Origin of the sequence: Corynebacterium sp. MSK218 (genome assembly GCF_030232655.1) — a bacterium.
Classification (GTDB): Bacteria; Actinomycetota; Actinomycetes; order Mycobacteriales; family Mycobacteriaceae; genus Corynebacterium.
In genome coordinates, this window is record NZ_JASPGN010000007.1 from 1 (window position 1) to 26,398 (window position 26,398).

Consider the following 26,398-nt stretch of genomic DNA (forward strand, 5'->3'; position numbering starts at 1 on the left):
TCTACCACCAGTTAACCTCACGGCTACCTCGCGGCGACTCGCATAAATATACGCACACCCCCAACAAACAACAAATCCCCAGTACAACCACCACGTTGGACCAGGGAAACGTCGCCAAGCACTGCTCCTTAGTAGAGCTCTTCCTCTTGCGTGCGCTCGATGGTGGCGCCCAAGGCCTGAAGGTTTTCCACGAAGTTCGGGTAACCGCGATCAATGTGGAAGACGTCGTGGACCGTTGTTGTCTCATCCGCGCACAGTGCGGAGAGGACCAATCCGGCACCGGCGCGAATGTCGGAACTCCAGACATGAGTGGAAGACAGCCGTTCTTGACCACGAATGACCACGTGGTGGCCGTCAACCTGCGCGTCGGCACCGAGGCGCAGCATCTCATCGACAAAGCGGAAACGAGACTCGAAGACATTCTCTGTGATGATGGAGGTTCCCTGCGCTACAGAAGAAAGGCCGATGGCTATCGGTTGTAGATCCGTGGGGAAGCCAGGGTACGGCAAGGTCTGGTAGTCCACGGCAGATGGACGGCGGTCCATGCGCACGCGGAATCCGTTGACATAGGCCTCAATCTCGGCGCCGGCAGATTTGAGCTTTTCCAGCGGGAGGTGCAGATGCTTTGGCGCAATGCCCCCAACTGTAATGTCACCCCGCGTCATCACAGCAGCGTAGGCCCAGGTGCCGGCAACAATGCGGTCACCAATGACCTCGTGCTCAGTCGGGTACAGCTTTTCCACTCCCCTAATGGTGATGGTGGACGTACCTTCACCCTCGATATCAGCACCCATCTCCTTGAGCATGAGGCACAAGTCCACGATCTCCGGCTCGCGGGCGGCATTATGTAACTGAGTTTCGCCCTCCGCAAGAACAGCGGCAGTAAGAATGTTTTCGGTCGCACCCACAGAAGGAAAGTCGAGTTTGATGCTGGCACCGCGCAAGTGCTCCGCTTCAGCCACGACAGCTCCATGCTCAATGCGGGTACTTGCACCGAGCTTCTCGAGACCAGATTGGTGCATATCGAGCGGGCGGGAGCCGATAGCATCGCCGCCGGGGAGCGCCACCTTGGCGTGCCCACATCGCGAGGTCAAGGGGCCAAGCACGCAGACCGAAGCGCGAAACTGGCGCACCGCGTCGAAGTCAGCGTTGGAATGGAGCTCGGCGGGTGTCGTAATGCGCACCGTGTGGCCCTCAATCTCCACCGAGCATCCAAGGCCCTCGAGGACCTTGCGCATCAGGGGGACATCGAGAATCTCAGGACAGTTGGTCAGCGTGGTGGTGCCCTCCGCCAACAAGGCCGCAGCCATAAGCTTCAGCACACTGTTTTTGGCACCGTCCACCTTGACGGTGCCCTGCAGGCGCGCCCCACCGGAGACAATAAATTGGTCTTTCACGCCCACCCAACTTACCTACAATCAGGGCAACGCGCCGATACGACGAGCTGCATTCACCGCTTCATAACGGGTATGAGCGCCAAGTTTACGCATCACAGAGCGCAAATAAGACTTCACGGTCTCAGCACCGATTCCCATTTCCTCGGCGGCTTCCACGTTGGTATGGCCGAGTGCCACGCACGACAGAACATCGAGCTCGCGAGCAGACAGCTTGGTGGACTGCTTGACGCGTACCGGAGAGACCATTTGGTCACAGAGAGCCTCGAGTTCCTTACGCAGATCCTCATCCGAGACGCGGTTAGCCAGCATGCGCAACTTGGAGTGAGTAGAACGTACCTGTTCCCACTCCGCGCCATTCATCACGTGTCCACGCGCGGCTCCGCCCTTTCCGCCATCAGCGCGGCGAAGAGCCGAATTCACTGCAAGGTCCTGCTCCAGACAACGAGCGGTCATGGTGACTTCCTCAATCACCTTGTCACCCAAACGCACCGGCGAGTGAACGCCGACGTAGAGGACACCGCGGATTTCACGTTGGACAGTGACCGGAACTGCGACGATGGAGTGCAGGCCCTCGTCTTGGATATAGCGGTCATTCTCATGACTAATGGTCGTGGCACGAGTGTAGTCAGAAACACCGACAGCGCGGCGCGTGCTCACCACGCGCCCACCAACGCCCACATTGGCGTCAATCACGAGGTTCTGTAGCGCCGGAGTGCGCAGACCTACCCACTGGGTAATCTGCAAACGATTATCCGGCAATAGGGTTCCGTACATAGTGACGGGAATACCCGTAGCAGTCTTCAACGACGACAGCGCTGCGCGTACGGCCTCGTCGTCATCCTTGAGTCGATGCGGCTCCATGAGACTCTCTCTTACTCGGGGGTAACCAGCAGGTGCACCCATATTCCCCGCTGCGAACGGGGGTAGGCGAACACTGTTTGTGAAGTATAACCGGCCGACGGGGGTAATTCTAAATCGCGCCACGCAGCTCACAGTCTGAGAATCCCACATCATATGCCCGAATGCTCTGTCCAGAATTTATATACCACTTTGTCTACTAGCGGAGTGTAAGGTGTCTGCTGTAAGTCAGAACTTATTTCCAAAGGAGTCCACATCGTGGCTGTCTACAACAACATTCTGGAAACCATCGGCGGCACCCCGCTCGTCCGCCTCAACCGCCTTACCGAGGGCCTCGACGCTGAGGTGCTGGTAAAGGTCGAGTCCTTTAACCCGGCCAACTCCGTGAAGGACCGCATCGCCAAGGCGATTGTCGACGCCGCCGTAGAATCCGGCCAGCTCAAGCCTGGCGGCACCATCGTTGAAGCCACCTCCGGCAACACCGGTATTGGCCTGGCACTCGTCGGTGCCGCACAGGGTTACAAGGTGATCCTGACCATGCCGGAGACCATGTCCAACGAGCGCAAGGTCCTGCTCCGCGCATACGGTGCTGAAATCGTCCTCACCCCGGGCGCTGCTGGTATGAAGGGCGCCGTCGAGAAGGCAAACGAGATTATCGCCGAGACCCCGAACGCTATCCTGGCTTCCCAGTTCGCAAACGAGGCCAACCCGAAGATCCACGAGCAGACCACCGGCCCGGAGATCTGGAATGACGCCGAGGGCAAGGTTGATGCCTTCGTTGCCGGCGTGGGCACGGGCGGCACCGTAACCGGTGTGGGCCGCTACCTGCGTTCCCAGAAAGCCGACACCTACCTCGTTGCCGTCGAGCCGTCCGACTCCCCGGTTCTCTCCGAAGGCAAGGCCGGCCCACACAAGATTCAGGGCATTGGCGCCAACTTCGTGCCAGAGGTTCTGGACCGCGAGATCCTCAACGAGGTTCTTACCGCTACCACCGAGGAGTCCGTGTCCACTGCCCGCAAGCTCGCTACCGAGGAAGGCCTGCTGGTCGGTATCTCCTCCGGTGCGAACGTCTCGGCTGCTCTGAAGCTGGCTGCTCGTGACGAATTCAAGGGCAAGACCATCGTGGTCGTTGCTCCAGATTTCGGCGAGCGTTACGTCTCCACCATCCTCTTCGAGGACATCCGCGAGGCATAACCGAACCCAGCGAATAAAAGCGCCCTATTTTCCTAGGGCGCTTTTTCTTTATAGATAGGATGGTTCGCATGCACATCTTAAAGATGATCCGCGAGGACCTTGACAATGCCCGCGATCACGACCCAGCTGCCCGCGGTGACGTGGAAAATGCTGTGGTCTACTCCGGTCTCCACGCGATTTGGTCACACCGCCTTTCCCACCGCATGTGGAAGCGCGGTTGGCGCGGCCCGGCCCGCATTTTGGCGCAGCTGAATCGCTTCTTTACCGGCGTGGAAATCCACCCCGGCGCCACTATCGGACGCCGCTTCTTCATCGACCACGGCATGGGAATCGTCATCGGTGAGACCGCCGAAATCGGCGACGGTGTCATGCTTTATCACGGCGTCACCCTCGGCGGCCAGGTGCTCACACAAACCAAGCGCCACCCCACTATTGAGGACAACGTGACCATTGGCGCCGGCGCCAAGGTCTTGGGTCCCATCACCATCGGCGAAGGCTCTGCAGTAGGCGCTAACGCCGTGGTGACAAAAGATGTGCCCCCGAACCACATCGCTACGGGTATCCCAGCTAAGAACCGTCCTCGCAAGAAGGACGAGCGCATCAAGCTGGTGGACCCGGATTACTACATCTAGAGGGCGCCTTCACGCGTGGTGAGCGGCTGGTAGTCAGGGTTCTTCTCAATGAACCCTGCCACTGCACTGCAGGTAGGGATGACTTGACGGGCTGCCGTCGATTCATCATCTAGTGCTGCTTTAATGAGCGTCTTCGACAGACCTTGTCCTTGGAAGGCATCGTGGATAACGGTGTGGTTGAACTCGCGTGTTGTTGCGGTATCGGCGTATTCGGCGTAGCCCGCCTCTTCCCCATCAACGGTGATCACGAAACGGGATTGATCGGTTTGGTGCGCAACTGAAGTAGTCATAGCGCCCATTAAACCAAAAAGCGGCCTCCAACAACCTAAAACAAAAGAACCCCCTCCATAATGAACTGGAGGGGGTTTGCTCTTGTGGCCAGAGCCAGGATCGAACTGGCGACCCCACACTTTTCAGGCGTGTGCTCTACCGACTGAGCTATCTGGCCAGAAGCCACAAGGGACTTCGGCGACCCTGACGGGACTTGAACCCGCGACCTCCGCCGTGACAGGGCGGCGCGCTAACCAACTGCGCCACAGGGCCATTTTTAATTATCTCTTGTGCGCTGGGCACGAATAAGTACTCTACACAACGGTTCAGAAACTCACCAAATCACCATGTCAACTCCAGTTTTCAGGCAAGTTTGAACGTCCTCATCGCAGCCTCGTCATCCGCACTAGACCTATAAGTCTCTTCACTCTCGGAACCGTGGTCCGGAAGGGCAAAACAACACGTTGTGTCGTTTAGGCCTAAAGGTTAGAAACCATGACTTAAGGTGGCATAGCAACGAGAAACGCCCCGAAGCTTGTTTCTTTAACAACGCTTCGGGGCGTAACAATGGCCTTTTGAAAATGGCGACCCTGACGGGACTTGAACCCGCGACCTCCGCCGTGACAGGGCGGCGCGCTAACCAACTGCGCCACAGGGCCATACGTATTCTTTTATGTACCAACACAGAGGTGTTGGTACCCCCAACGGGATTCGAACCCGTGCCGCCGCCGTGAAAGGGCGGTGTCCTAGGCCGCTAGACGATGGGGGCCCGTTGCCGTTCAGGCAACTTTGTAAAAATATACTGGAGATATCCCGACTTAACCAAATCGCCTCGGAAGAAAGGCAGAAAACCATGGCTGAACAGCACGATACCTGCTCCTGTCACGAGCCTGGAGTGCACGGCTATAACTCCGATAGCGAACAGAAAGGGAAGTATCTTGCCCGTCTCAAGCGCATCGAGGGGCAGACTCGTGGCATTCATCGCATGATCGATGAGGACCAGTACTGCATTGACATCATCACGCAGATTTCGGCAGTGACTTCAGCGCTGGAAAACGTGTCCCTTGCGCTCCTTGAGGACCATATTGAGCACTGTGTGGCCGGCGCTGCTGCCAAAGACGAGCACGAGGCCGCAGAGAAGCTTGAGGAGGCCATGAGGGCCATTAGGAAGCTCGTCAAGAGCTAACCCCGAGTCAAGAATCCAGCGAGGGACTCAGAAGCCAATAGCACAAAAGAAAAGAGCCGCCCTAAGGCGGCTCTTTTTGTGGGCCCTGCGGGGATCGAACCCGCGACCTGCGGATTAAAAGTCCGTAGCTCTACCAGCTGAGCTAAAGGCCCAACGTTCCTACATTGTAGTAGGTGGGGTTCTGGAAAAGAAAATAGCCCTCACCTAGTTCAGTTTGAAGCGGTGAGGGCCAGTATCCGGCACTAAAGGCCGTGGGGAGGATGAGCGAACTAGCCGCGCATGTCACCCTTCTCCATGAAGTTCACCTGGAACTCGAAGGCGGTCTTCAAATCGTGCGGGGTGTGCTGGAACTTGTTGGACTTGGCACGCTCGAAGTACTCCTCCAGCAGCGGACGGTAGTCCGGGTGAGCCACTGCAATGACCTTCTCAACGCGCTCCTTCGGAGCTAGGCCGCGAAGGTCAGCAACGCCGTATTCGGTGATGATAACCATGGTGTCGTGCTCCGTGTGGTCGGTGTGGGACACGAACGGCACGATGGCGGAGATTGCACCATCTTTGGCCACCGACGGGGAGACGAAGGTGGAGATGTAAGCGTTGCGGGTGAAGTCACCGGAGCCGCCGGTACCGTTCATGATGCGGGAGCCAGAGACGTTGGTGGAGTTGATGTTGCCGTAGATATCGGCCTCAATCATGCCATTAGAGGAAATCAGGCCCACGCGGCGGATAACCTCCGGGTGGTTCGATACCTGCTGCGGGCGCAGGATGATGTGCTTGGCGTAGCGCTCTGCCTCAGCATTCATCTTGTCCGCGTACTCCGGGGACAGCGCGAAGGAGGTAGCGGAGGCGACGGTCATCTTGCCGGCGTCGATAAGATCAAGCATGCCGTCCTGGATAACCTCGGTGTAGGCCTGAATGTTCTCGAACTTGGAATCCAGCAGGCCAGCCATCACGGCATTCGGAACGTTACCCACGCCGGACTGCATGATGAACTTGTCGTACTCGAGACGGCCAGCGGCAACCTCACCCTCGAGGAATTCGATGAAGTTCGCGGCAATCTTCTCAGAGACCTCATCCGGAGCCTTGAACGGAGCGTTACGGTCCGGAGCGTTGGTCTTGACCACGGCCACGACCTTCTCTTCCGGAATCTCAATGTAAGTGGTACCCACGCGGTCAGCCGGCTTGGTGATCGGAATCGGCTGACGATTCGGCAGCTTCTCAATCTTGTAGATATCGTGCATGCCCTCGAGGTTCTCGGACTGCCACTCGTTGACCTCAATGATGATCTTGTCCGCTGCCTCGATGTACTCGAGGTTGTTGCCCACAGCGGAAGACGGAACGATGTTGCCGTTCTCATCAATACGGACCGCCTCAATAATCGCTACCTGGAAATCACCGTAGAAGCCCTCTTCAACCTGCTGTCCAGAGTGAGAAAGGTGGATGTCTTGGTAGAGAGCGGAGCCGTCGTTAAAGCGGTTACGCAGCGCCGGGTCCGAGTTGTACGGAGAGCGGAAGCGAATGGCGTTGGCCTCTGCCAGCACGCCATCACAGTCCGGAGCGGTGGAGGCGCCGGAGAATACGTCGATCTTAAACTCCTCGCCCGCCTCGTGAGCGGCCTTGGCCTTCTCAGCGATAGCAGTAGGCAGGGCCTTGGGGTAGCCAGCACCGGTAAAGCCGGAGATACCTACGCGGTCACCATGATTGACAAACTTTGCAGCTTCGTCGGCGCTCATAACAAGCTTCTCAAACGGTGCGTACGCGATTCTCTCAGACATTAAATCCTCCTTTATGTACGAAAAAGGGCCTAGGTTACGGCCCCTTTCACTTAGTTACATACACCACATTAGCGAATGCGTGGAGAGTTTACCGCACTCTTTGCAAAACTGTGCACCCCCTCTCTATCCCCGTTCCCCACATACAGTCAGCGCTACCCGTGGCAGCACACGCTCAATTTGCTACCCCACCCCCTCACCGCGCACAATGAGCGACGTGACTCTTGCAATCGGAAAAATTCAGCTCAACTCCCCCGTTGTTCTCGCCCCCATGGCTGGCGTGACCAACGTGGCTTTTCGTGTGCTGTGCCGCGAGCAAGAAATCGAAAAGACCGGCACGGTGTCCGGTCTCTACGTCTGTGAGATGGTCACGGCGCGTGCCCTTGTCGAGCGCAACCCAAAGACCATCCACATGACCACCTTCGATCCGCAGGAGAACCCACGCTCCCTGCAGCTGTACACGGTGGACCCGGAGTACACGTATAAAGCAGCAAAAATGATCGTGGATGAGAACCTGGCAGATCACATCGATATGAACTTTGGTTGCCCGGTCCCCAAAGTCACGCGCCGAGGTGGTGGTTCTGCCCTGCCGTATAAGCGCCGCCTCTTTGGCAATATCGTGGCGGCCGCAGTCAAAGCCACCGAAGGTACCGACATTCCGGTCACCGTCAAGATGCGTGTGGGCATCGATGATGAGCACCACACACACCTCGATGCGGGACGCATTGCGGTGGAAGAGGGGGCGTCGGCAGTCGCGCTCCACGGCCGCACCGCTGCGCAGCGTTATTCCGGTCATGCGGATTGGAATGAGATTGCGCGTCTTAAGGAGCATCTTGCTGACACCGGTATCCCGGTGCTGGGCAATGGCGACATTTTCAAGGCCACTGATGCCCACGCCATGATGGAGCAGACCGGCTGCGATGGCGTCGTGGTTGGCCGCGGCTGTTTGGGCCGCCCTTGGCTCTTTGCCGAGCTATCCGCGCACCTGCGCGGCGAGCCAGTCCCTTCCGAACCCACGCTGGGTGAGGTCACGCGCATTATGACGCGCCATGCGGAGCTCTTGGCTCAGCATGAAGGTGAGCGCCAGGCCAGCCGCGATATTCGCAAGCATATCGGCTGGTATCTGCGCGGCTTCCCCGTCGGTGGAGAAGTCCGTGCAGGTCTCTCCCGCGTCAATTCTCTCGACGATCTGCGTGAATTGCTCGCGCCGTGGGCAGGTTCGCCTGCGCTTGCCGACGACGCCGATGGCGCCCGTGGCCGCCAGGGTTCCCCCGCCAAGGTGGTCCTCCCCGAAGGCTGGCTGGATGATCCAGAAGATGCCACGGTGCCCGAGGGCGCGGAGCTGATGCACTCCGGCGGCTAAGTTCTTTCGAGGCAGAGGAACCAGTCCAAGATTTTTATCGTTTGACTGATTCTCAACGCGCGCTAGACCAAAAGATAAAGTAGTCTAGCAGACATGCGCGCAGCCTACCGTGAACAACTGGATAATTTCGCCCATGACCTCATCATTATGAGCGATACCGTCCATAAGCTTATGACCCTCGCCTCTCAGGCGTTGCTGGAGGGCGCCCTCCAGCCGGCCGAGGAGGCCGTCTCGTTGCGTGAAGAACTCGATGAGGTCCGTGAGCGCTGCAAAGACCGCGCTGTGTCCCTTCTGGCCCTTGAGAACCCCATGGCGAAAGACTTGCGCCAAGTGATCTCCTCGATCTATATCGTGGAGGACTACTACCGCATGGGCCGCTTGGCCCAGCACATTGCCACGAGTGCGCGCCGCCGCCACCCGGAGATTGTCGTTCCGGCGGATATCCTTGGCTTCTTCGAAGAGTACGCGCGCCTCGTGCTGGATATGTCCATGGGACTGAAAGATCTCCTTATTACACGTGACCCGGATCTGGCTCTGCGTCTCAAGGAAGATGATGACGCGGTTGATGATATCAACCAGCATCTGTTGCGGATGCTTACCCAGCGCGAGTGGAAGGGCACTGTGCGCCAGGCAGTGGAAACCGCACAGCTTTCCCGCTACTACGAGCGCTTCGCAGACCATTGTTCTTCCGCCGCCGGCCGCATCATTTACCTAGCCACTGGCTTGGACCCGCAGCGCTATATGCACAAACGCGATGAAGAACAGCGCGAGGCCGAGATGGAAGCCCGCATGGCTGAGTTGGAGCGTCAGTTCCACCGCTAAGGCGCACCACCCCACCGCGCGCCCCGCCTGCATGCTGAGTTCGGCTTCCCCTTTAAACAAGTCTGCCCCTCCCAGACCGAAAGGTCTGGGAGGGGCAGACTTGGTAGAGCGACTCTCTACGGTTTAGCCGAAGCGGCCGGAGATGTAGTCCTCGGTCTCCTTCTTGGAAGGATTCTCGAAGATCTTGGTGGTCTCGTCGAACTCCACGAGGTGGCCCGGCTTACCGGTGGCCTCGAGGGAGAAGAAGCCAGTCTTATCGGACACACGAGCTGCCTGCTGCATGTTGTGGGTCACGATAACGATGGTGAAGTTCTCCTTCAGCTCGTGGATGAGGTCCTCCACAGCCAGGGTGGAAATCGGGTCGAGCGCGGAGCACGGCTCATCCATGAGGAGAACCTCCGGCTCCACGGCAATCGCACGAGCGATGCACAGACGCTGCTGCTGACCACCGGAGAGGCCGCCGCCCGGCTTGTCCAGTCGGTCCTTCACCTCGTCCCAGAGGTTTGCGCCGCGCAGGGACTTCTCAGCAACTTCCTTGAGCTTCTTCTTGTTCTTTTCACCAGACAGCTTCAGGCCAGCGACCACGTTGTCCTCAATGGACATGGTTGGGAACGGGTTTGCCTTCTGGAAGACCATGCCGATGGTGTTACGCACGGACACCGGGTCAACCTTGGGGCCGTAGATGTTCTGGCCGTCCAACAGGATTTCACCCTTGACGGAGGCACCAGGGATGACCTCGTGCATACGGTTCAGGGTGCGCAGAACGGTGGACTTACCGCAGCCGGACGGGCCAATGAACGCGGTAACGGCCTTGGCAGGGATCTGCATGTTGACGTTCTGCACGGCGTGGAAGTCGCCGTAGTAGATGTTCACGTCATTGAGCGCGAGCTTAGACATTAGGGAGTTTCTCCTCTTAAGAATGTATGGCGGAATCGAATGTTACGGCGATCTATTTCTTGACCGAGAACTTCGCGGAGATGATTCGGGCCGCGATGTTGAGGATGGCAATGAGGATAACCAGCGTCAGCGCTGCACCCCAGAGCTTATCCAGGACGGCCGGTTGTGCGCCGGCCTTGTACATATCCAACATCATCAGCGGCAGCGAGGACTGCGAGCCCTTGAACGCATCCCAGTTGATGATGGAGGAGGAACCAACAAGGACCAGCACCGGAGAAGACTCACCCATCACACGCGCAATTGCGAGCATGATACCGGTAACGATGCCGGACAGAGCGGTCGGCAGGACGATGCGAGCAATGGTCTTCCACTTCGGAACACCCAACGCATAGGAGGCTTCACGCAGGTCCATAGGAACCACGCGGAGCATCTCCTCGGTGTTACGCACCACGATAGGAATCATCAGCAGCACCAAGGAAAGCGCCACGGCGAAGCCGGAGCGGCCAAAGCCGAAGAGCGTAATCCACATAGCGAAGATGAACAGCGCAGCAACGATGGACGGCACACCGGACAGGATGTCCACCATGAAGGTGGTGGTACGGCCGAGCCATCCACCCTTGGAGTACTCCACCAAGTAGATAGCGGTGAAGATACCAATCGGGATGGAGATGACGGAGGCCAGGATGGTCTGGATGAAGGTACCGATGATGGCGTGAGCAGCACCGCCGCCTTCAGCACTGTTCATGATGCCGCGCTGGGACGCGGTCCACCAATCAGCGTTGAAGATGATGCCGCTGCCACGGGCGAAGAGCTCCCACAGAACCCAGACCAGAGGGACCATGGCAAGAATCATGGCCCCCCACACCACGACGGTGGCAATGGTGTTGGTGGCTTTTCGGGAAGCCGAAATATCAAGGAAGGTAGCGCCTGCGGAGGCAGGCTTGGCGTTAGCAGTAGTAGTCATTGTGTCCTCCTCCCTACTTCTTCTTCACGATGGCGCGGGCAATGGCGTTGACCACGAAGGTCAGCAAGAACAGCATGAGGCCGGCGGCGATGTAAGCACCTGCGCGCATCTGGTTACCGAACTCTGCGGATGCCAGGGCGATGGCCATGGCGAAGGTCGTACCGCCGTCGAAGAGCGAGAAGCGGAAGTCCACCAGCGGGGAGACAACCATGTACAGAGCCATGGTCTCACCCAATGCACGACCGAGACCGAGCATGGAACCAGCGATGTAGCCGGACATACCGAAAGGCAGCACCGTCATGCGGATAACTTCCCAGCGGGTGGCGCCTAGCGCCAAAGCGGACTCAATCTGACCAGGAGGGGTCTGGACGAAGACCTCACGCGCCGTAGCGGCGATAATCGGAAGAATCATCACGGCCAGCACGATGCCACCGGTGAAGAGGTTACGGCCGGTAGCAAACGACGGCGAGTTGTCGAAGACGGTGAAGAGAAAGAACCCACCGGCCCAGGACTCCAGCCACGAGTAGAAACCGGAGAGCGCTGGGCCGAGGACCTGCCAGCCCCACAGACCATAAACAATGGACGGGACCGCGGCGAGCATATCCACGAGGAAGCCCAGTGGCTTAACCATACGTGCAGGTGCGTAATTGGACAGGAAGATGGCAATCGCCAACGCGACCGGCATAGCCAGCAGCAGGGCGAAGACGGAGATGAGCACCGTGGTGCCGAACATGGTCGGGATACCGAACTTCATCGCGGAAGTATCGTTGGTCTCCCAGCGGCCACCGTAGGTAAAGAAGCCCATGATGCCACCGTCGTTAACGCCCAAAGCAGGCACGGCACGCCACAGCAGGAAGCCTGCAATGGCAGCAATCATGACGGTGATCAAAGTAGCCGAAGCAGAAGACAGGAATTCGAAGACTCGGTCGCCTGGCCGCTTAACTCCACTTCCGGAGTCAGCCGTGGCAAGTTCTTCGGATCCGCCGGTATTAAGCCGCTCAGCAGCGGAGACGGAAAGCTCCGTCTGCTCTGGCGCCGTGGTGAGATTATTGTCTGCCATGAGACGTTCTAATCCTTTTCAGCGTTAAGAATGGAAATTGTCATTACATACCTGCGCCCCCAAAGCGCGAATCGAGTGCGGCAGTGGGGGCGAGAGATATTTAGCTTTGTGAAGCTCTAGCGCTTACTGCAGAGCGTCAACAGCAGCCTTCAGCTTGTCCAGGTGTGCACCCTCAACCGGGATGAAGCCCTGAGCAGCGAGCTGGTCATCCTGGTGATCCAGGACGGTGGTGAAGAAGGCCTTGACCAGAGCGGAGGTCTCCTCATCGTAACCAGCGGAGCAAACGATGTTGTAGGTGGTCAGGATGAGCGGGTATGCGCCCTCGTCATCGGAAGAGAACAGAGCGTCGGAGTCAACAACCATGTTGTGCTCGGACTCGGTCTTCTTGAACTCCAGGTTCTCCAGAGCAACGTTGACGGACTCGGTGTTCAGCTCAACCGGGCCGTGGCCGAAGTCGATCTTAGCCTTCTGAACGCCGGCTGCTTCTTTCTGGTCGGCGAAGCCGGCCTCAACGTAAGTGATAGCGCCCTTGATGTTCGCAACCTGGTCAGCAACACCAGCGGAGCCGTTTGCACCCTCACCAACTGCATCCGGGAACTGCTTGCCCTCGCTGTCCCAGTCGCCGGTAGCGGCCTTCAGGAACTTCTGGAAGTTAGCGGAGGTACCGGACTCATCGGAGCGGAAGATGACGGTGATGTCCTCGTCCGGCAGGTCGGTGCCCTCGTTGTCAGCAGCGATTGCCTTATCGTTCCACTTGGTGATGTCACCCTTGAAGATCTTGGCCAGGGTCTTGGTGGAGAGGTTAATCTCGGTGCCCTCGAGGTTGTACGCGATAGCAACCGGACCGATGGTGGTCGGCAGGTGCCATGCCTCGTTGCCGCCACAGCGCTCAGCAGCAGCCTCAACCTCGCCCTCGTCTTCCTTCAGAGCGGAGTCGGAACCAGCGAAGTCAGCCTGGCCGTTGGTGAAAGCCTCAACGCCAGCGCCGGAGCCGGAAGCGTTGTAGGACAGGGAAGCGTTCGGGTGATCCTCAGAGAATGCAGTCTGGAAGTAAGACATTGCATTCTGCTGGGAGGAAGCGCCGTCACCGACGAGCTCGCCGGAGACGTCAGAACCCTCAGAGCCGCCCTCGGAAGAGCCAGAGTCGTTGGATTCAGAGCAGGCGACGAGAGCAGTGGAGGTAGCGGCAACGATGCCGAAGATTGCAGCGGTGCGCTTGAAGTTGCGAATCACGGGAAACCTTTCCGGTGTGGATACAAGAGAATGATTGTCCGAGGAAATCGCCCTCCACCCCATCTACAAGGCGAGCACGATTAACTCACGAAACGTAAAGGTATCCCGAGTGGGTTAACCACACAAGGATCTAGAGGTGAACAATCGGTTAACTTGTACCAAAAGCCCGTGAGACTAGTCACTTTTAGCCCAGACGCAGTGCTCCTCAGCGATGAAAAAGCCAAGCCTCTCGTAGGCCTTAACAGCTGGCTCGTTGTCTGCCTCGACATAAAGAATTACCTTCTCAGCGCCTTTGTCCACCATACGCTGCAGCCCAGCGCTCAGAAGCGGACCACCCAGCCGGCGTCCGCGGAAAGCTTCCGCCAATCCCACCACATAGACCTCACCGAATGCAGAATCCTCTTCGGTATGCCATTTAAGCCAGTGGAATCCCGCCATTGTCGCTCCAGCGCGATCAGGTACGGCACTCTCATCGCTACCACCGATGCCAGCCCACAGGAAAAGGACATCAGCCGGGTCAAACCACTCGGCCTCCATGCCGCGATGTAGGCGCTCGATGTCCCAGCCGCCCTGCTCCGGATGCCAGGAAAAAGCCTCATTGTTTACGCGTACCCACTCTTCTTCCACGCGTGCACGGTCGAAGCGCTCGACTGACTCGGCATAGGACAGGATGTCCAGCCCTTCCTCCAGCGAGGGGTGCCCGGCAGCGTCACGCAGCGCATCACCGTCAATAGCCATGACGAGCAGGCGCCTGACAACGTCCATCCCATTCTTCTTCGCCAGTGCTTGTGCGGCGGGGAAATTGCCGTGTGCCCACAGGTGTGGGTGGGCCGGGAGGACGTCGTAAAGCGCCTGTCCCACCCCTGCTCGCCGATGGTCGGGAGAAACGACGAGCTCTACCTGGTCGCCATCACGTGCGGCCACGCCTACAATGTCCTCACCAACCCTGGCGAGCAGGTGCTCATGGCCCAGGCGGGCATCGCGCAGCCCAAGGAGGAACTGCTCCGAAAGCGGGTCGATACCATCGTGGGCAGCGGCGTTCTGTGCAAGCCGCGCCACCTGCTCCGCGAGGTCGGGACGCTGCGGCAAGGTACGGGTTTCAATATTCATGGTTCCCAGCCTACGTGCGGTAGAAATAGAGGGGTGACCGTCATCCATCTCAGCCGCACCGTCGTGCGCCTCGCCGTCGTGGCAGGCGTGGTGTTGACTACGTGGCTGGCGGATTCTGCAGTGGCCATGCATGCGGAACACACCGTGGCCCAAAAAGCTAAGGCTAGCTCGCAGTTGGAGAATACCCCGGACGTCTTCATTGGTGGTGTGCCTTTTACCGCCGCGGCGCTCACCAAAGAGATCCCCTACATCGAGGTCAACTCCTCCGACGTCGAGGTACCCAAGCTGGGCATGGTCAATGCCTCAACCACCCTGCGTGATATCACCATTCGCCCCGAGCAGCTCTTTAACGGCGATCTTGAGGGCTCACCCGTCTCGACGTACACACGTAGCATCAGTCTCGATGGCGTCGCGCTCGGCCGCTTGCTGGGAATTACGGACTTGTCCATTGCCAATCCGGATGACATGTCCCCTACCGGTGGTCTGTCCGCCGAAGCGGAGCTGACCGGCACGCTTCCAGGGGATACCAGCAAATCGACCGCTACCGTCACGCTGCGGCTCGTGGGCCCAGAGTTCCGTATGAGCGTCTACGGCACGAACGATGAACGCCTCCAGAAGGCCTTCAGCTTGGTGCTGGACACGCGCGAACTGCCGCTACCTTCGCAAGCCACCTCGGTAAAACTGCACGGCGGTTCCATTTCCTTCGAGGTACAGCGCCGCAACATCACGCTCAAAACCACGCAACTCTCACCTCTCGAAATCGACGGTTCAGAGGAGAAGGCCGTGGAAGACGCCGCACAGAAGGCCCAAGACACTGCCAACGAGGTGGGCAGTGCGCCGACGACGCCTCCCAGCTGGCGTCAAAACTAACTGGCAGACGCTTGCGCCCCACAGGACGGGCATCTTGTCGTTTACTTGATGCGGATAAAGTCGCGCAGCACTTCCCGGATTGTGCGCTGGGACGCTGGGCGCGGATCAATCGGCGCGAAGACCTCGAGTGCATTCGGCACTGACTCGATGTGGATCGTGGTAAAAGTACCTTCCGATTCGCCATCGGCCTGGAAACGGTGCGGTTTGGGGCATTCCAAGTCCACTTCGGCGGCATCCTCAAAATGCAAGGTACGAGCATCCGTTACCTTGTTGAGCCAGTGACGGCGATCCACACCAAAGAGGTGAAGGACGCCCACCAAACCATCAATCCCGTGCAGGTCGGAAACACCAAACAACCCGAGCCCCTGGTCAAAAGAGTTACGCGGATTCGTCACCACCGGAAGCGGGCCCAGGAAGGTCCACGGGTTGGTATTGGAGGTGAACATGAGCGGCACATTATCCGCCTTGAAGGTATCCCCAGAGCGCGAGACTGCACGTACATTGATGCGCGGCGGGCGGATACGGGCGCGCTGGTAGGCCTGAAACGACACCGCCAGATAGCGCAGCGGGGTAGCGGAAAAGCCCTTCTCACGAGCTCGGTCCACACGCGCCAACACGTCAGCATCCAAACCGAAACCAGCGTTGACCGCGAACCAACGGTCATTCCACGTGCCCAGGAACACCTCACGGCGGATATCACGGTCCAGCATGCGCGCCAACACGTGCGCGGCCTCAATCGGGGTATTGGGGAACCCGAGAGCGCGGACAAAAACGTTAGCGGAACCAGTCGGAATAACCGCTAGTGCTGGGATATCTTGCGGGGACGGACGTGACTCAGCGTCGACCGGACCGAGGAGGCCGTTGACAATCTCATTGACCGTGCCATCGCCACCAAAGACCAAGATGACGTCATAGTCTTCTCTCGTCATACCGCGAACCATTTCTTCCGCATGACCTGGGTAATGAGTAAATTGCGTCAGCAGGCGCAGTCCCTCCACGCCACGAATGATGGGCAACACCTCTCGGAAGAGAGCCGCATTCTGGCTGGTGGAGTTCGGATTAGAAATGAGCAACACGCGCATGCCACACCAGAGTACTGGAGCCTAGTGGTTTCTATACCGCCGGCACGACTACGCTGGGGCAGCATGAGCGAACAGAACAATGAACACAACGAGTCCCAGGACCGCCGGGACGCGCACCCGGAAAACACCAAGATTGATGGCAACGAGGCCGTCAACCAGGCCGCCGAAGCCTGGAAGGATGCCGCCTCCCGCAATATCCCCACCGTGGACGTGGCTGAGAACCCGCTTCCGGATGAAACGGCTAACCTTCGCCAAGGCCCGTCGCTGCACGATGGCCTTCTAGGCCTGCTCCCCCTCGTCGGCGTATGGCAGGGCGAGGGCCAGGCCCACAGCACTGATGGCGAGCAGTACGCTTTTGGCCAGCAGCTCATTATTGCGCACGACGGTGAGAACTACCTGACGTACACCTCCCGAACCTGGAAGATCGACACCGAGGGCAACCCGACTGGCCCCGACGTCCGCGAGTCCGGTTTCTGGCGCATCTCCCTCAAGGACGAGATCGAGATGACCTATACCTCTTCTAATGGCATCAACGAGATCTTCTACGGTTCGCTGTTTAATGAGCGCGCCTGGCAGCTTGAATCTGCCTCGACCATGGTGACTGAAACCGGACCGACCAACCTCGGCCCAGGCAAGCGCATGTACGGTCTCATGCCGAATAACAACCTTGGTTGGGTCGACGAGCGCCTCGTCGATGGCGAGATGCGCCCCTTCATGTCTGCCGAGCTCACACGCGTCGCGGGCTAATAAGCCAACCACACGTCAAGGAACTCCGAGGGAAAGGTAGTTAGCGGGCCAGTGAGGCGTCGATAAGCCCGCGAATCTCCTCCGCATTCCCCGGCGCCTTGAGTTTCACATCATCAAGACGGGTGACGCGTACCGCCGTGCGCACGGAGGAGACCAGCCATACTGAATCCGCGCCCTGCAGGTCTTCTACGGTGAGTTCCTTGGACTTGCACCGAAAACCTTGTTCCGTGGCGTACTCAAAGAGCGCCGCCTGCGTCGTGCCGGGCAGGATTCCTGTGCCCGCTGGTGTGCGCATTTTCGAGCCTTTGACGGCCACGACTGTCGACGTCGCCCCTTCCAACACCGACCCGGTGTGTGGGTCGGTGAAAATGACGTCATCGAATCCGCGCTCACGCGCGAGCCGCAGCGTGGCCATGGTCGCCGCATAATTGAGAGTTTTCGCCGGCAGCTCCTCCGCCACCTGCCACAGACGCGGCGTGCTCATCACCTTCACACCCGTCTCGCGTTGCTTGAGCACATCCTCCGGAATGTCCTGAACCACAACCCATGCCGAGGGCACGCCTGTCGACGCCCTACCGCGCGTATACGTCCACGTGCACTTGGCTTCCGGCAGAGCGTGGTCACTAGCTTCAGTCCCGCAAAAATCCGCAATGGCTAACTGCGTTGCCTCGTCCCACTTGTGCATGGGTGGTTCTGGTAGGTCAAGCGCCCGGGCAGACTGGGCGAAACGCTCAGCATGGCGCTGGAAATTTGCCGCCTTGCCGTCGCGCACAAGGAGGGATTCAAAGATGCCATCGCCGCGAGTGACCGCAGCATCATCCCAGTGCACCAACGGCAGGCTCGGCATGTGCCGCCGCACCGATCCTCCAAAAGGTTCGACAACGTAGATGACCGGCTCTTTTCTGGGCTGAAGGCTCATAGACTCGATTATGCCCTACCATCGAAAGACGTGAGTTACTCTTCGCCGCTTCTTTCCCGGCCCGGAGCCGCTGAGCTTCAGGGCGCCACGCTTGTCGACGTCTCCGGGGTCCCCTGGCATTACGGCAACCCCCTGGTAGAGCAGCGCGCCGTGGAGACCGGATCCGCGATTATTGACCGCTCCCACCGCCGTGTCATCGCAGTCTCCGGACCGGATGCCCGGGCTTTTCTCCATAATTTGTTGAGCCAAAAGCTCGATGACGTTGAGGCGGGTTTCGCCGCCGGTGCTGCGGACCTCGACATGCAAGGTCACGTGCTGCACCACATGGATCTGGTCTTTACGGGAGAAACCTTCTTCCTCGATGTCCCTGCTGCGCAATTCGACTCGCTCAAGGATTTCCTCACGAAAATGGTCTTTTGGTCCGAGGTCACCGTGGACGAGGCTGACCTCGCTGTCATCTCCGTCCTAGGCGCTGCCCTACCAGCACCAACTGTCACCGTAGCTGAGCGCTCCGTTTTCTGGCCCGGGTGCCCGCGACAGGATATCCTCGTCCCGCGCGCTGACCTCGCCACCGCCGTGACCGAGCTAGAGTCCCACGGCGGCAGCGTGGCAGGTCTGATGACCTTTACCGCTGAACGAGTCAAAGCCCGCGAACCCGAACTCGCTGCTGACCTCGACGGCAAAACCATCCCCCACGAGGTTCCGCACTGGATCCGCCGCAGCGATGACCGCCCCGCCTTCGTCCACTTGGACAAGGGTTGTTACCGCGGCCAAGAGACAGTGGCCCGAGTGGAGAACCTCGGCCGTTCGCCGCGCCTGCTCGTCCTGCTCTACCTCGACGGCTCCGCGCCTGAGGCACCTGAACTAGGCGCCGACATCACTCTTGGCGGGCGCCGGGTAGGACGCCTAGGCACCGTGGTGGACGATTGTGACTTTGGTCCGATCGGACTGGGACTGGTCAAACGCAGTGCATTGAACCACGGTGATCTAACTATTGGTCCGGTTGCCGCGTCCGTCGAACCAGATTCCATCCCCCAGGATGAAGGCCCGAAGGCAGGACGTGCTGCCGTCGACCGACTGCGCGGCCGGTAGTGGCGCATCGCACATGCCCCCACCGCCACGGGGTATAACACTTTTTTGGCCCGCCGCTGGGGGTAGTTCGGAATTTTTTCGTCACACACGCTATGGTGTCTTACAGGAACATACACATATCTGACTAAGACGATGGGGCGGCCAAGAATCCCTGGACCGCCCTACACACCTCAAGGGGGTCATGCACATGGGACGCGGACGCGCAAAGGCAAAGCAGACCAAAGTTGCACGCCAGCTGAAGTACAACTCGCCCGAAATGGATCTGGACTCTCTCCAGCGCGAACTCGCTTCGCAGCATTCCAGCAACGACGAAGATGACCAGTACTCGGACTACGCCGAGGATGACTGGGACTCGGACGAGTGGGATCAGGACGATTCCGACGAGCGCTAAGCTCAACTCTCAGCACGTACGCGAAAGGCCGGCGGCCGCCATTCCCCCTCTGGGATGAGGCCTCCGGCCTTCTTCGCGTCTGCTATCCCCAAGAGGATTTCCACCCTTGGTGGGCCCATTAATGTTGGCCCCACCAAGGTTTAGGTTTTAGAAACCTGGGTGCTCGCCCGTCATTACCACGCGCGGCTCACCATCCTGGGCGGCGCGTACGGCGCCCAATTCCCAGGCCTCGACGTGGCGGGCGGTCATCATTGCCAGAGCGCGCTCGCGGTCTTCTGGGGCGACGACAGCAATCATGCCTACACCCATGTTGAAGGTCTTTTCCATCTCTTCGCGGGAGACCTTGCCCACGGAGGAAATGGTCTTGAAAATCTGACCCGGAGTCCACGTCGAACGGCTCACTTCAGCGGTCAGGCCCTCCGGGATAACGCGCTCCAGGTTACCGGCGAGGCCACCTCCGGTGACGTGGCAGAAGGTAGACACTGCGCACTCGGAGGTCAGCGCCAGGCAATCCTTGGCGTAAATGCGGGTCGGCTCTAGCAGCTCCTCACCGAGGGTGCGACCGAGGTCCTCCATGTAGCCGTCGAGCGGCAGGCCTGCCTGCTCCAGCAGGACGTAGCGCGCCAGCGAGTAGCCGTTGGAGTGCAGGCCAGAGGACTTCATGGCAATGAGCACGTCGCCATCGCTGACCTTGTCGGGTCCCAGCAGCTCATCGGCTTCCACCACGCCCACGGCAGTCGCGGAAACGTCGTACTCCTCCTTGCCCATGACACCTGGGTGCTCAGCGGTCTCGCCGCCGAGCAGTGCCGCACCGGCTTGGACACAGCCTTCGGCAATACCCTTGACAATCTCTGCGACCTTTTCCGGCACAACCTCACCGACGGCGATGTAGTCCTGCAGGAACAGCGGCTCCGCGCCGCACACCACAAGGTCGTCGACACACATGGCTACCAAGTCGATGCCGATAGTGTCGTGCTTGTCCATAGCCTGGGCCACAGCGAGTTTGGTGCCCACGCCATCAGAACCAGCAGCGAGTACCGGCTCCTTGTACTCACCTAGCTTGAACAGCCCGGCAAAACCTCCGAGCCCACCCATGACCTCCGGGCGGGAAGCGCGTTTCGCGTGCGGGGTAATCAGCTCTACGGCGCGGTCACCTTCCTCGATGTTGACGCCAGCGGCTGCATACGTGTTGTCGCTCATGAGTGAACTAGTCCTTACTCGTTAGTCGTGGTCGAGCCCTGCAAGGTGCGCACGGCCTCAGCGTTAGGGTTACCGGCGGGAAGGCCGAGCGGGTACTTGCCATCGAAGCAGGCACAGCACAATTCATTGCGCGGCTGCTCAGTGGCGGCCACCATCTCATCGATGGAGACAAAGCCCAAGGAGTCTGCACCAATGGCGGTGCAAATAGTCTGGGCAACTTCCTCTGGGTCATCGGAGGGGTTGGCGTTGGCGATGAGCTCGCCAGGGGAGGCGAAGTCGATGCCGTAGAAGCACGGCCATTTCACCGGCGGCGAGGCAATACGAACATGCACCTCGGCTGCACCTGCCTCCCGCAGCATGCGGATGAGCGCGCGCTGAGTGTTGCCACGCACGATGGAATCATCCACCACCACGATGGATTTGCCGTCAATGACCTCCCGCAGCGGGTTGAGCTTGAGACGGATGCCCATCTGGCGCTGGGACTGTGTGGGCTGAATGAAGGTGCGCCCAACATAGGAGTTCTTCACTAGGCCATGCGCGAAGGTCAGGCCCGATTCGCGGGCATATCCCACGGCGGCGGGGTTTCCGGATTCGGGGACGGGGATGACCATGTCCGCGTCAGGCGCGGGGTACTGCCGCGCTAGACGACGCCCAATTTCCACCCTCGTCGCGTTGACCGAACGGCCTTTGATGTTCGTGTCCGGACGCGCCAAGTACACATACTCGAAGACGCAGCCATGACGCTTAGATTCTGCGAAGCGCTCAGAGCGAATGCCCGTCTCATCGATGGCGATGAGCTCACCGGGTTCAATCTCACGAATGAACTGCGCGCCCACAATGTCGAGGGCGCAGGTCTCGCTGGCCACAACCCAGCCCGTGTTCAGCCTGCCCAGCGCGAGCGGGCGCACGCCATGCGGGTCACGCGCAGCATACAGGGTGTGCCCATCAGTGAAGGTGAGGCAGAAGGCACCTTTGACGTCGGGAAGCAGCTGCAGGGCCGAGTCGAAGACGGAGGTACCGTCCGAGACACCGGCGGCAAGCAGCATGGACAAGCACATGGAGTCCGAGACGGACTCTTCCTGCGGTTTGATGAGCCCACGTTCCACGGCTTCCGCACGCAGCTCCAGATAGTTCACCAGGTTGCCATTGTGCCCCAAGGCAATATCGACGCCACTGGGCGAGGTCCCGAACATCGGCTGCACATTGGACCATTCCTTGCCGCCAGCCGTGGAATAGCGCGTGTGGCCCACCGCCACGTTGCCGTGTAGGGACGTCAAAATGGATTCATCGAAGACATTAGACACGAGGCCCATGTCTTTGAAGACCACGATGCGGTCATCATCGCCCACCGCAATGCCCGCGGCTTCCTGGCCGCGATGTTGAAGGGCAAAGAGGCCGAAGTAGGTCAGCTTTGACACCTCTTCCCCCGGTGCCCAGACGCCGAAAACGCCACATTCTTCACGGGGCTCTGGATCGTGGGCAGGATCCTCCGATAGCGGTTTAATCTTGTTCTGGACGTGTTCAGCTACCACGGCGCCAATCCTAGTCGTTTCGCTCGGTGAAAACTAACGGAATGATCGGCAGCCACTCCGCGATCTCGTGCGCGCGGGACCCAGAGGCATCCAGACGCGGGCTGGCGAGCGCCTGTTCCCAGGACAACAGGCCGGTGGCCAGCTGCAACCAGGTGAGCGGATCCATCTCCACCACATTTGGAGGGGTACCTCGGGTATGGCGCGGGCCCTCGATGCACTGAACTGCCACGAATGGGGGGACTCGCAGCTCGACCGAATGGCCCGGCGCATCCGCCTCGAGCATGCGCGCGGTGGTGCGGGTGGCCTGCGCGAGTGCGGTGCGACCTGGTTTTTCCATCTCTTCAGGGTTGCGAATCCAGTCCGCAACGGCCTCTACGGCGGCGCGGGTGGTGGCGGCATCAACGGCCTTCTTCATAGGTAAACCACGCTCCCTGCTAGTTTGTTATCCATGTCACCAACTCTGTCGGAAGAAAAGAAACCGGTCCAAACCGGGAAGTCCCCCTCCATCACACTGCGTTTCATGGCCGCGCCCACCGATCTCACGATTGCTGGTGCTCAGGGCATCGGCGGTGGCCGCGTCCTGGAGTGGATTGATAAGGCAGCCTATGCCTGTGCAGTGCAGTGGTCGGGAACCTACTGTGTGACAGCCTACGTGGGCCACATCCATTTCACACGCCCCATCCCCTCGGGCCACCTCGTGGAGGTGCGCTCCCGCATCGCCATGACTGGCCGTTCCTCCATGCACATTGTTAACGAGGTGCTCTCTGCTGACCCACGCGACGGTATTTTTACCCGCGCGTGTGACTGCCTCGTCATCTTCGTGGCCAAGGATACGGAGACGGGAAAGTCTGTCCCGGTACCGCCACTGCAGCCGGAAACCACGGAGCATCAGCGCGTGTGGGAAGCTGCTCAGTCTCGTATTGAGCTGCGTCATGCCATCGAGGAAGAGATGGAAAAGCAGACGTATGACGGCCCCTCGGATGCACCGCGCATGATCAACCGATTCTTGGCCAAGCCCACGGACGTGAACTGGGGCGGCAATGTCCACGGCGGCACCGCGATGGAGTGGATCGATGAGGCGGGTTCTGCCTGCACGATGGAGTGGTCGGGGGAACACACCGTGGCGGTCTATGCCGGCGGTATTCGCTTCTATCGCCCGATTCACATTGGTGACCTCATTGAGGTCGATGCCCGCATGATGCGTACCGACGCCCGCTCCATGCAGATGTCAGTTCACGTGCGCTCCGGCAACCCCCGCGGCGGACGCGAGCAGTTACAAACTGCTATCCACGCCACGGTGTCCTACATGGCCATGGATGCCGACTGGCAGCCGCTGGCCGCCCGCCAGTTCACTCCTCGTACCGAAGAGGATAAGCGCCTCTGGGAGCACGCCGGCATCCTGCGCGGGCTGCGCGGCAAGTACTCCCCGAAACCCTTGGTGGTGGCGCCGAAGCACCAGCACGTGGATTAAGAAAGGGGCTCCACGCGGGCTGCGACATGCAGCTTGCTGGGGTCCTTGGCCTTGCGCAGCGTGAGGTCGCGCGCGCCAGCTCCCCGCGCGTCGTCGGCACCAGCAGGTGCCACGTATACACCGGTCGTCGCGGGAAGGATAACCGGCTTGTAGAAGTCAGCCGTGATGCGGGTACCACCAGTCAGCACGCCTTCCAGTACGGACAGCATCCGCGCGTGGGTGTACATGCCGTGCGCAATCGTGGCGGGAAAACCAAAGAGCTTCGCTCCAACCTTGGAGACGTGGATGGGGTTCTTGTCACCAGATGCTTCAGCGTAGACGCGGGTGCTCTCGGGGGTAAAGCGCAGCGTCGCGGTGGAGGTGCCCACCTCATCACCGGGGAAGTCGAGGAAGCGCTCCGCCTCGGGGCGGGCCGTGACCTCCTGTGGAGTATCTTTGGTGAACTTCGCACCCTGGCCTAGGAAGGCAGAGGTCTGGCGCCAGATTTCTTCGCCGGCCACGCTGTAGGTGGTCACCATATCGATGACGAGGCCCTTGCGGTGCGGGCGAAGATTCTCAGCATGGACCGTGATGTCGAAAGCCTCATCCACGCGCAGTGGGCGCGTCTGCTCGATGCGGTTGGACAGGTGAACTACGCCCAATGCCGGGAAGGGGAAGTCCTTGGCGGCCATGACCTTGATGGCCAGCGGGAAAGCCAGCGCATAGGGATAGGTAGCGGGCACTTCGTTACTCAGGCGCAGGCCGGTGGCCTGGCAGTAGCGCGCTAGGTGTTCCGTGTTTACGCGAACGCTGTCAACGCGGAAGGCCGTTCGGGGATCAGCGACCGTGCGCTTGCCTGCACCGATACCGGGTACCGGCACTGCGCCGACCATGAGTGTGCGGTAGAGGGCGGACAGGTCAGGAATCTCAGTCAGGGTGGTGTAGTTCATTTAGGCTCCCATGAGGTTCTGGCCGCAGACGCGGACGGTGTTGCCGGTCACTGCCGCAGACGCAGGGGCGGCGAAGAAAGCGACAGTTTCAGCGACGTCGATAGGCTGGCCGCCCTGCTGGAGAGAGTTAAGACGGCGGCCAATCTCGCGCGGTCCGGTCGGCATCGCTGCGGTCATGGCGGTCTCAATAAAGCCCGGCGCCACAGCGTTGATGGTGGAGCCGTTCTCCGCGAGGACGGGGCGCAGGGCATCGACCAGCCCGATGATTCCGGCCTTGGTGGTGGCGTAGTTCGTCTGGCCGCGGTTACCGGAAATACCGGCCATGGAGGACACACCAACCACAGCCGCGCCCGGCGCCAGGGAGCCAGACTCAAGGAGATTTTCGGTGATACGCACTGGGGCGAGGAGGTTAACAGCGAGTACAGCATCCCACTGGCCCTCGTTCATGTTGGCCATGAGCTTGTCGCGAGTAATACCGGCGTTGTGCACGATGACGTCGATGGCGCGTCCGTGGCGCTCCTGAGCATGCTGCGCAATCTTGTCGGCTGCCTGCGGGTCGGTGACGTCGAGCGGCAGCGCCGTGCCCTTGACCTGGTTGGCCGTCTTAGCCAGGTGCTCGCTTGCTTGTGGAACGTCGATGCAGATGACATCTGCGCCATCGCGGGCAAGCACCTCAGCAATGGTGGCGCCAATACCGCGGGCGGCACCGGTGACGACAGCAAGACGGCCATCAAGCGGCTTCACCCAGTTCTGTTCGCCCTGCAGCGTCGCGCCCTGCGCGCTCACGCGGACGACCTGACCGTCGACGAATGCTGACTTGCCCGACAGGAAGAAGCGGAGGGTGGACTCCACCTCTGCGGTGGTGGCTGGGTCGGCCCACACCAAGTTCACGGTGCCACCTTTGCGCATTTCCTTCGCAAGGGAACGAGTAAACCCTTCGAGGGCGCGGGCGGCAATGCGGGCGTCGATAGTATCGGCTGCCTCGGGGGTGGTGCCGACCACGACGATGCGCGCGCACGGCAGGAGGTTGCGCATCTGCGGGTTGAAGAAATCATAGAGCTCACGGAGCTGCTCTGGGGTCTCAATTCCCGTGGCATCGAAGACCAGCGCGGCGCGCTTGGCTTCCGCAGATGAGTCGATGACCTGGTAGTCCACGGCCAGCTGGGAGCGGAGGAACTCGGCAATACGGCCTTGCCCACCCAGGACAATGGGGCCTTCGAGGGCAGGTTCACCGGCCTTGTGTCGGCGAAGGGGGTAGCCCTGCGGCACACCCGCTTTGGCGGCCAATGGGGAGTTGATGAGCTTCTCAGCGATAGTGACATGCGACATAGGGTGGCGCGATCCTTTCTTAAATCTTCACAACCTTGCGAGCTTTGTTGACTTGGTTGCAAGGTTAGTTAATTGAGTGAT

General features: G+C 59.8%; 26 protein-coding genes and 5 tRNA genes. 10 read left to right on the top strand and 21 right to left on the bottom strand.

Annotation, left to right across the window (positions count from 1 at the left end; translation table 11 throughout):
* Positions 1–128 precede the first annotated feature (128 nt).
* Both murA and ramA read right to left on the bottom strand, forming a co-directional pair.
* A complete protein-coding gene (murA, locus tag QP922_RS06890) occupies positions 129–1,397 on the bottom strand; it encodes a UDP-N-acetylglucosamine 1-carboxyvinyltransferase (protein ID WP_070672426.1) in 1,269 nt (422 codons plus the stop codon).
* Positions 1,398–1,418: 21 nt separating this feature from the next.
* Positions 1,419–2,258 carry an acetate metabolism transcriptional regulator RamA gene (gene ramA, locus QP922_RS06895; RefSeq protein WP_039676486.1) on the bottom strand — a complete coding sequence of 280 codons (840 nt, stop codon included), beginning with the start codon at positions 2,256–2,258 and terminating at the stop codon, positions 1,419–1,421.
* 252 nt (positions 2,259–2,510) lie between these two features.
* Here ramA and cysK point away from each other — a divergent pair, with 252 nt between their 5' ends.
* Positions 2,511–3,449, top strand: coding sequence for a cysteine synthase A (gene cysK, locus QP922_RS06900; protein WP_502869594.1), 939 nt, complete (start codon positions 2,511–2,513; stop codon positions 3,447–3,449).
* A gap of 68 nt (positions 3,450–3,517) precedes the next feature.
* Complete coding sequence (epsC, locus tag QP922_RS06905; protein WP_284808561.1) at positions 3,518–4,081, top strand: serine O-acetyltransferase EpsC; 564 nt, start codon at positions 3,518–3,520, stop codon at positions 4,079–4,081.
* On the opposite strand, the gene QP922_RS06910 is transcribed toward epsC, so the two are convergent.
* The 5 genes from QP922_RS06910 to QP922_RS06930 form a co-directional block, all read right to left on the bottom strand.
* Positions 4,078–4,380 carry a GNAT family N-acetyltransferase gene (locus QP922_RS06910; protein ID WP_070672334.1) on the bottom strand — a complete coding sequence of 101 codons (303 nt, stop codon included), beginning with the start codon at positions 4,378–4,380 and terminating at the stop codon, positions 4,078–4,080. The two genes, epsC and QP922_RS06910, sit on opposite strands and share 4 nt — an antisense overlap.
* A 76-nt stretch (positions 4,381–4,456) precedes the next feature.
* Positions 4,457–4,529: transfer RNA gene (locus tag QP922_RS06915), tRNA-Phe, on the bottom strand.
* A 21-nt stretch (positions 4,530–4,550) separates the two neighbouring features.
* Positions 4,551–4,624, bottom strand: a tRNA-Asp gene (locus tag QP922_RS06920).
* Between the two features lie 309 nt (positions 4,625–4,933).
* A tRNA-Asp gene (locus QP922_RS06925) sits at positions 4,934–5,010 on the bottom strand.
* A gap of 34 nt (positions 5,011–5,044) precedes the next feature.
* Positions 5,045–5,120, bottom strand: a tRNA-Glu gene (locus QP922_RS06930).
* 84 nt (positions 5,121–5,204) lie between these two features.
* Here QP922_RS06930 and QP922_RS06935 point away from each other — a divergent pair.
* The gene (locus QP922_RS06935; protein WP_070672337.1) at positions 5,205–5,537 is read left to right on the top strand and encodes a metal-sensitive transcriptional regulator; all 333 of its coding nucleotides are present in this window, start codon (positions 5,205–5,207) and stop codon (positions 5,535–5,537) included.
* A gap of 79 nt (positions 5,538–5,616) precedes the next feature.
* Here the strand turns inward: QP922_RS06935 and QP922_RS06940 are convergent.
* Positions 5,617–5,689, bottom strand: a tRNA-Lys gene (locus tag QP922_RS06940).
* Between the two features lie 117 nt (positions 5,690–5,806).
* A complete protein-coding gene (scpC, locus tag QP922_RS06945; RefSeq protein WP_284808564.1) occupies positions 5,807–7,309 on the bottom strand; it encodes a succinyl-CoA:acetate CoA-transferase ScpC in 1,503 nt (500 codons plus the stop codon).
* A gap of 214 nt (positions 7,310–7,523) precedes the next feature.
* Here scpC and dusB point away from each other — a divergent pair, with 214 nt between their 5' ends.
* Positions 7,524–8,669: a tRNA dihydrouridine synthase DusB gene (gene dusB / locus QP922_RS06950; RefSeq protein WP_284808565.1), complete on the top strand. Its 1,146-nt coding sequence runs from the start codon at positions 7,524–7,526 to the stop codon at positions 8,667–8,669.
* Between the two features lie 93 nt (positions 8,670–8,762).
* On the top strand, positions 8,763–9,491 hold the full coding sequence (phoU, locus tag QP922_RS06955) for a phosphate signaling complex protein PhoU (protein WP_070672346.1): 729 nt from the start codon (positions 8,763–8,765) through the stop codon (positions 9,489–9,491).
* Between the two features lie 123 nt (positions 9,492–9,614).
* Here the strand turns inward: phoU and pstB are convergent, their stop codons facing one another.
* The 5 genes from pstB to mshD form a co-directional block, all read right to left on the bottom strand.
* The gene (pstB, locus tag QP922_RS06960) at positions 9,615–10,388 is read right to left on the bottom strand and encodes a phosphate ABC transporter ATP-binding protein PstB (RefSeq protein ID WP_204099573.1); all 774 of its coding nucleotides are present in this window, start codon (positions 10,386–10,388) and stop codon (positions 9,615–9,617) included.
* Between the two features lie 52 nt (positions 10,389–10,440).
* The gene (pstA, locus tag QP922_RS06965) at positions 10,441–11,352 is read right to left on the bottom strand and encodes a phosphate ABC transporter permease PstA (protein ID WP_070672353.1); all 912 of its coding nucleotides are present in this window, start codon (positions 11,350–11,352) and stop codon (positions 10,441–10,443) included.
* A 13-nt stretch (positions 11,353–11,365) separates the two neighbouring features.
* Positions 11,366–12,412 (bottom strand): phosphate ABC transporter permease subunit PstC, encoded by a 1,047-nt coding sequence (pstC, locus tag QP922_RS06970; protein WP_070672356.1) that lies wholly within the window; start codon positions 12,410–12,412, stop codon positions 11,366–11,368.
* 123 nt (positions 12,413–12,535) lie between these two features.
* Positions 12,536–13,645, bottom strand: a complete 1,110-nt coding sequence (gene pstS, locus QP922_RS06975; RefSeq protein ID WP_070672359.1) for a phosphate ABC transporter substrate-binding protein PstS — start codon at positions 13,643–13,645, stop codon at positions 12,536–12,538.
* A 174-nt stretch (positions 13,646–13,819) separates the two neighbouring features.
* Positions 13,820–14,755, bottom strand: coding sequence for a mycothiol synthase (mshD, locus tag QP922_RS06980; protein WP_284808566.1), 936 nt, complete (start codon positions 14,753–14,755; stop codon positions 13,820–13,822).
* Positions 14,756–14,788: 33 nt separating this feature from the next.
* Here mshD and QP922_RS06985 point away from each other — a divergent pair, with 33 nt between their 5' ends.
* Positions 14,789–15,625, top strand: a complete 837-nt coding sequence (locus tag QP922_RS06985) for an LmeA family phospholipid-binding protein (protein WP_284808568.1) — start codon at positions 14,789–14,791, stop codon at positions 15,623–15,625.
* A 41-nt stretch (positions 15,626–15,666) separates the two neighbouring features.
* Here QP922_RS06985 and QP922_RS06990 read toward each other — a convergent pair whose 3' ends face one another.
* Positions 15,667–16,707 carry a diacylglycerol/lipid kinase family protein gene (locus QP922_RS06990; protein WP_284808570.1) on the bottom strand — a complete coding sequence of 347 codons (1,041 nt, stop codon included), beginning with the start codon at positions 16,705–16,707 and terminating at the stop codon, positions 15,667–15,669.
* A 63-nt stretch (positions 16,708–16,770) separates the two neighbouring features.
* Between QP922_RS06990 and QP922_RS06995 the strand changes: the two genes are divergently transcribed.
* Positions 16,771–17,454 carry a heme-binding beta-barrel domain-containing protein gene (locus QP922_RS06995; protein WP_070672371.1) on the top strand — a complete coding sequence of 228 codons (684 nt, stop codon included), beginning with the start codon at positions 16,771–16,773 and terminating at the stop codon, positions 17,452–17,454.
* Positions 17,455–17,494: 40 nt separating this feature from the next.
* Here the strand turns inward: QP922_RS06995 and QP922_RS07000 are convergent, their stop codons facing one another.
* A complete protein-coding gene (locus tag QP922_RS07000) occupies positions 17,495–18,373 on the bottom strand; it encodes an aminodeoxychorismate lyase (RefSeq protein ID WP_284808572.1) in 879 nt (292 codons plus the stop codon).
* 30 nt (positions 18,374–18,403) lie between these two features.
* Here QP922_RS07000 and ygfZ point away from each other — a divergent pair, with 30 nt between their 5' ends.
* Both ygfZ and QP922_RS07010 read left to right on the top strand, forming a co-directional pair.
* Entirely contained in the window at positions 18,404–19,465 is a 1,062-nt protein-coding gene (ygfZ, locus tag QP922_RS07005) for a CAF17-like 4Fe-4S cluster assembly/insertion protein YgfZ (RefSeq protein WP_284808573.1), read from the top strand.
* Positions 19,466–19,652: 187 nt separating this feature from the next.
* Positions 19,653–19,856 carry a DUF3073 domain-containing protein gene (locus QP922_RS07010; protein ID WP_210388183.1) on the top strand — a complete coding sequence of 68 codons (204 nt, stop codon included), beginning with the start codon at positions 19,653–19,655 and terminating at the stop codon, positions 19,854–19,856.
* 147 nt (positions 19,857–20,003) lie between these two features.
* Here QP922_RS07010 and purM read toward each other — a convergent pair whose 3' ends face one another.
* The 3 genes from purM to QP922_RS07025 are packed head-to-tail and all read right to left on the bottom strand — an operon-like array spanning position 20,004 to position 23,003.
* Entirely contained in the window at positions 20,004–21,056 is a 1,053-nt protein-coding gene (gene purM, locus QP922_RS07015) for a phosphoribosylformylglycinamidine cyclo-ligase (protein ID WP_070672383.1), read from the bottom strand.
* 14 nt (positions 21,057–21,070) lie between these two features.
* Positions 21,071–22,588, bottom strand: coding sequence for an amidophosphoribosyltransferase (purF, locus tag QP922_RS07020; protein ID WP_502869593.1), 1,518 nt, complete (start codon positions 22,586–22,588; stop codon positions 21,071–21,073).
* 10 nt (positions 22,589–22,598) lie between these two features.
* Entirely contained in the window at positions 22,599–23,003 is a 405-nt protein-coding gene (locus QP922_RS07025) for a sterol carrier family protein (RefSeq protein ID WP_284808576.1), read from the bottom strand.
* A gap of 33 nt (positions 23,004–23,036) precedes the next feature.
* Between QP922_RS07025 and QP922_RS07030 the strand changes: the two genes are divergently transcribed.
* Entirely contained in the window at positions 23,037–24,059 is a 1,023-nt protein-coding gene (locus QP922_RS07030; RefSeq protein ID WP_070672391.1) for an acyl-CoA thioesterase, read from the top strand.
* Here the strand turns inward: QP922_RS07030 and QP922_RS07035 are convergent.
* Positions 24,056–24,988: a MaoC/PaaZ C-terminal domain-containing protein gene (locus QP922_RS07035; protein WP_284808577.1), complete on the bottom strand. Its 933-nt coding sequence runs from the start codon at positions 24,986–24,988 to the stop codon at positions 24,056–24,058. The genes QP922_RS07030 and QP922_RS07035 overlap by 4 nt on opposite strands.
* Complete coding sequence (locus tag QP922_RS07040) at positions 24,989–26,317, bottom strand: 3-oxoacyl-ACP reductase (protein WP_284808579.1); 1,329 nt, start codon at positions 26,315–26,317, stop codon at positions 24,989–24,991.
* Positions 26,318–26,398: the final 81 nt, after the last annotated feature.

Excerpts from the sequence above, each read along its gene's own strand:
- mshD (WP_284808566.1), bottom strand. The coding sequence starts at position 14,755 with ATGAATATTGAAACCCGTACCTTGCCGCAGCGTCCCGACCTCGCGGAG.
- epsC (WP_284808561.1), top strand. The coding sequence starts at position 3,518 with ATGCACATCTTAAAGATGATCCGCGAGGACCTTGACAATGCCCGCGAT.
- pstA (WP_070672353.1), bottom strand. The coding sequence starts at position 11,352 with ATGACTACTACTGCTAACGCCAAGCCTGCCTCCGCAGGCGCTACCTTC.
- QP922_RS06935 (WP_070672337.1), top strand. The coding sequence starts at position 5,205 with ATGGCTGAACAGCACGATACCTGCTCCTGTCACGAGCCTGGAGTGCAC.
- scpC (WP_284808564.1), bottom strand. The coding sequence starts at position 7,309 with ATGTCTGAGAGAATCGCGTACGCACCGTTTGAGAAGCTTGTTATGAGC.
- QP922_RS07040 (WP_284808579.1), bottom strand. The coding sequence starts at position 26,317 with ATGTCGCATGTCACTATCGCTGAGAAGCTCATCAACTCCCCATTGGCC.
- phoU (WP_070672346.1), top strand. The coding sequence starts at position 8,763 with ATGCGCGCAGCCTACCGTGAACAACTGGATAATTTCGCCCATGACCTC.
- pstC (WP_070672356.1), bottom strand. The coding sequence starts at position 12,412 with ATGGCAGACAATAATCTCACCACGGCGCCAGAGCAGACGGAGCTTTCC.
- QP922_RS07035 (WP_284808577.1), bottom strand. The coding sequence starts at position 24,988 with ATGAACTACACCACCCTGACTGAGATTCCTGACCTGTCCGCCCTCTAC.
- QP922_RS07030 (WP_070672391.1), top strand. The coding sequence starts at position 23,037 with ATGTCACCAACTCTGTCGGAAGAAAAGAAACCGGTCCAAACCGGGAAG.
- pstB (WP_204099573.1), bottom strand. The coding sequence starts at position 10,388 with ATGTCTAAGCTCGCGCTCAATGACGTGAACATCTACTACGGCGACTTC.
- QP922_RS06995 (WP_070672371.1), top strand. The coding sequence starts at position 16,771 with ATGAGCGAACAGAACAATGAACACAACGAGTCCCAGGACCGCCGGGAC.
- QP922_RS06910 (WP_070672334.1), bottom strand. The coding sequence starts at position 4,380 with ATGGGCGCTATGACTACTTCAGTTGCGCACCAAACCGATCAATCCCGT.
- QP922_RS06990 (WP_284808570.1), bottom strand. The coding sequence starts at position 16,707 with ATGCGCGTGTTGCTCATTTCTAATCCGAACTCCACCAGCCAGAATGCG.
- ramA (WP_039676486.1), bottom strand. The coding sequence starts at position 2,258 with ATGGAGCCGCATCGACTCAAGGATGACGACGAGGCCGTACGCGCAGCG.
- purM (WP_070672383.1), bottom strand. The coding sequence starts at position 21,056 with ATGAGCGACAACACGTATGCAGCCGCTGGCGTCAACATCGAGGAAGGT.
- QP922_RS07000 (WP_284808572.1), bottom strand. The coding sequence starts at position 18,373 with ATGAGCCTTCAGCCCAGAAAAGAGCCGGTCATCTACGTTGTCGAACCT.
- QP922_RS07025 (WP_284808576.1), bottom strand. The coding sequence starts at position 23,003 with ATGAAGAAGGCCGTTGATGCCGCCACCACCCGCGCCGCCGTAGAGGCC.
- QP922_RS07010 (WP_210388183.1), top strand. The coding sequence starts at position 19,653 with ATGGGACGCGGACGCGCAAAGGCAAAGCAGACCAAAGTTGCACGCCAG.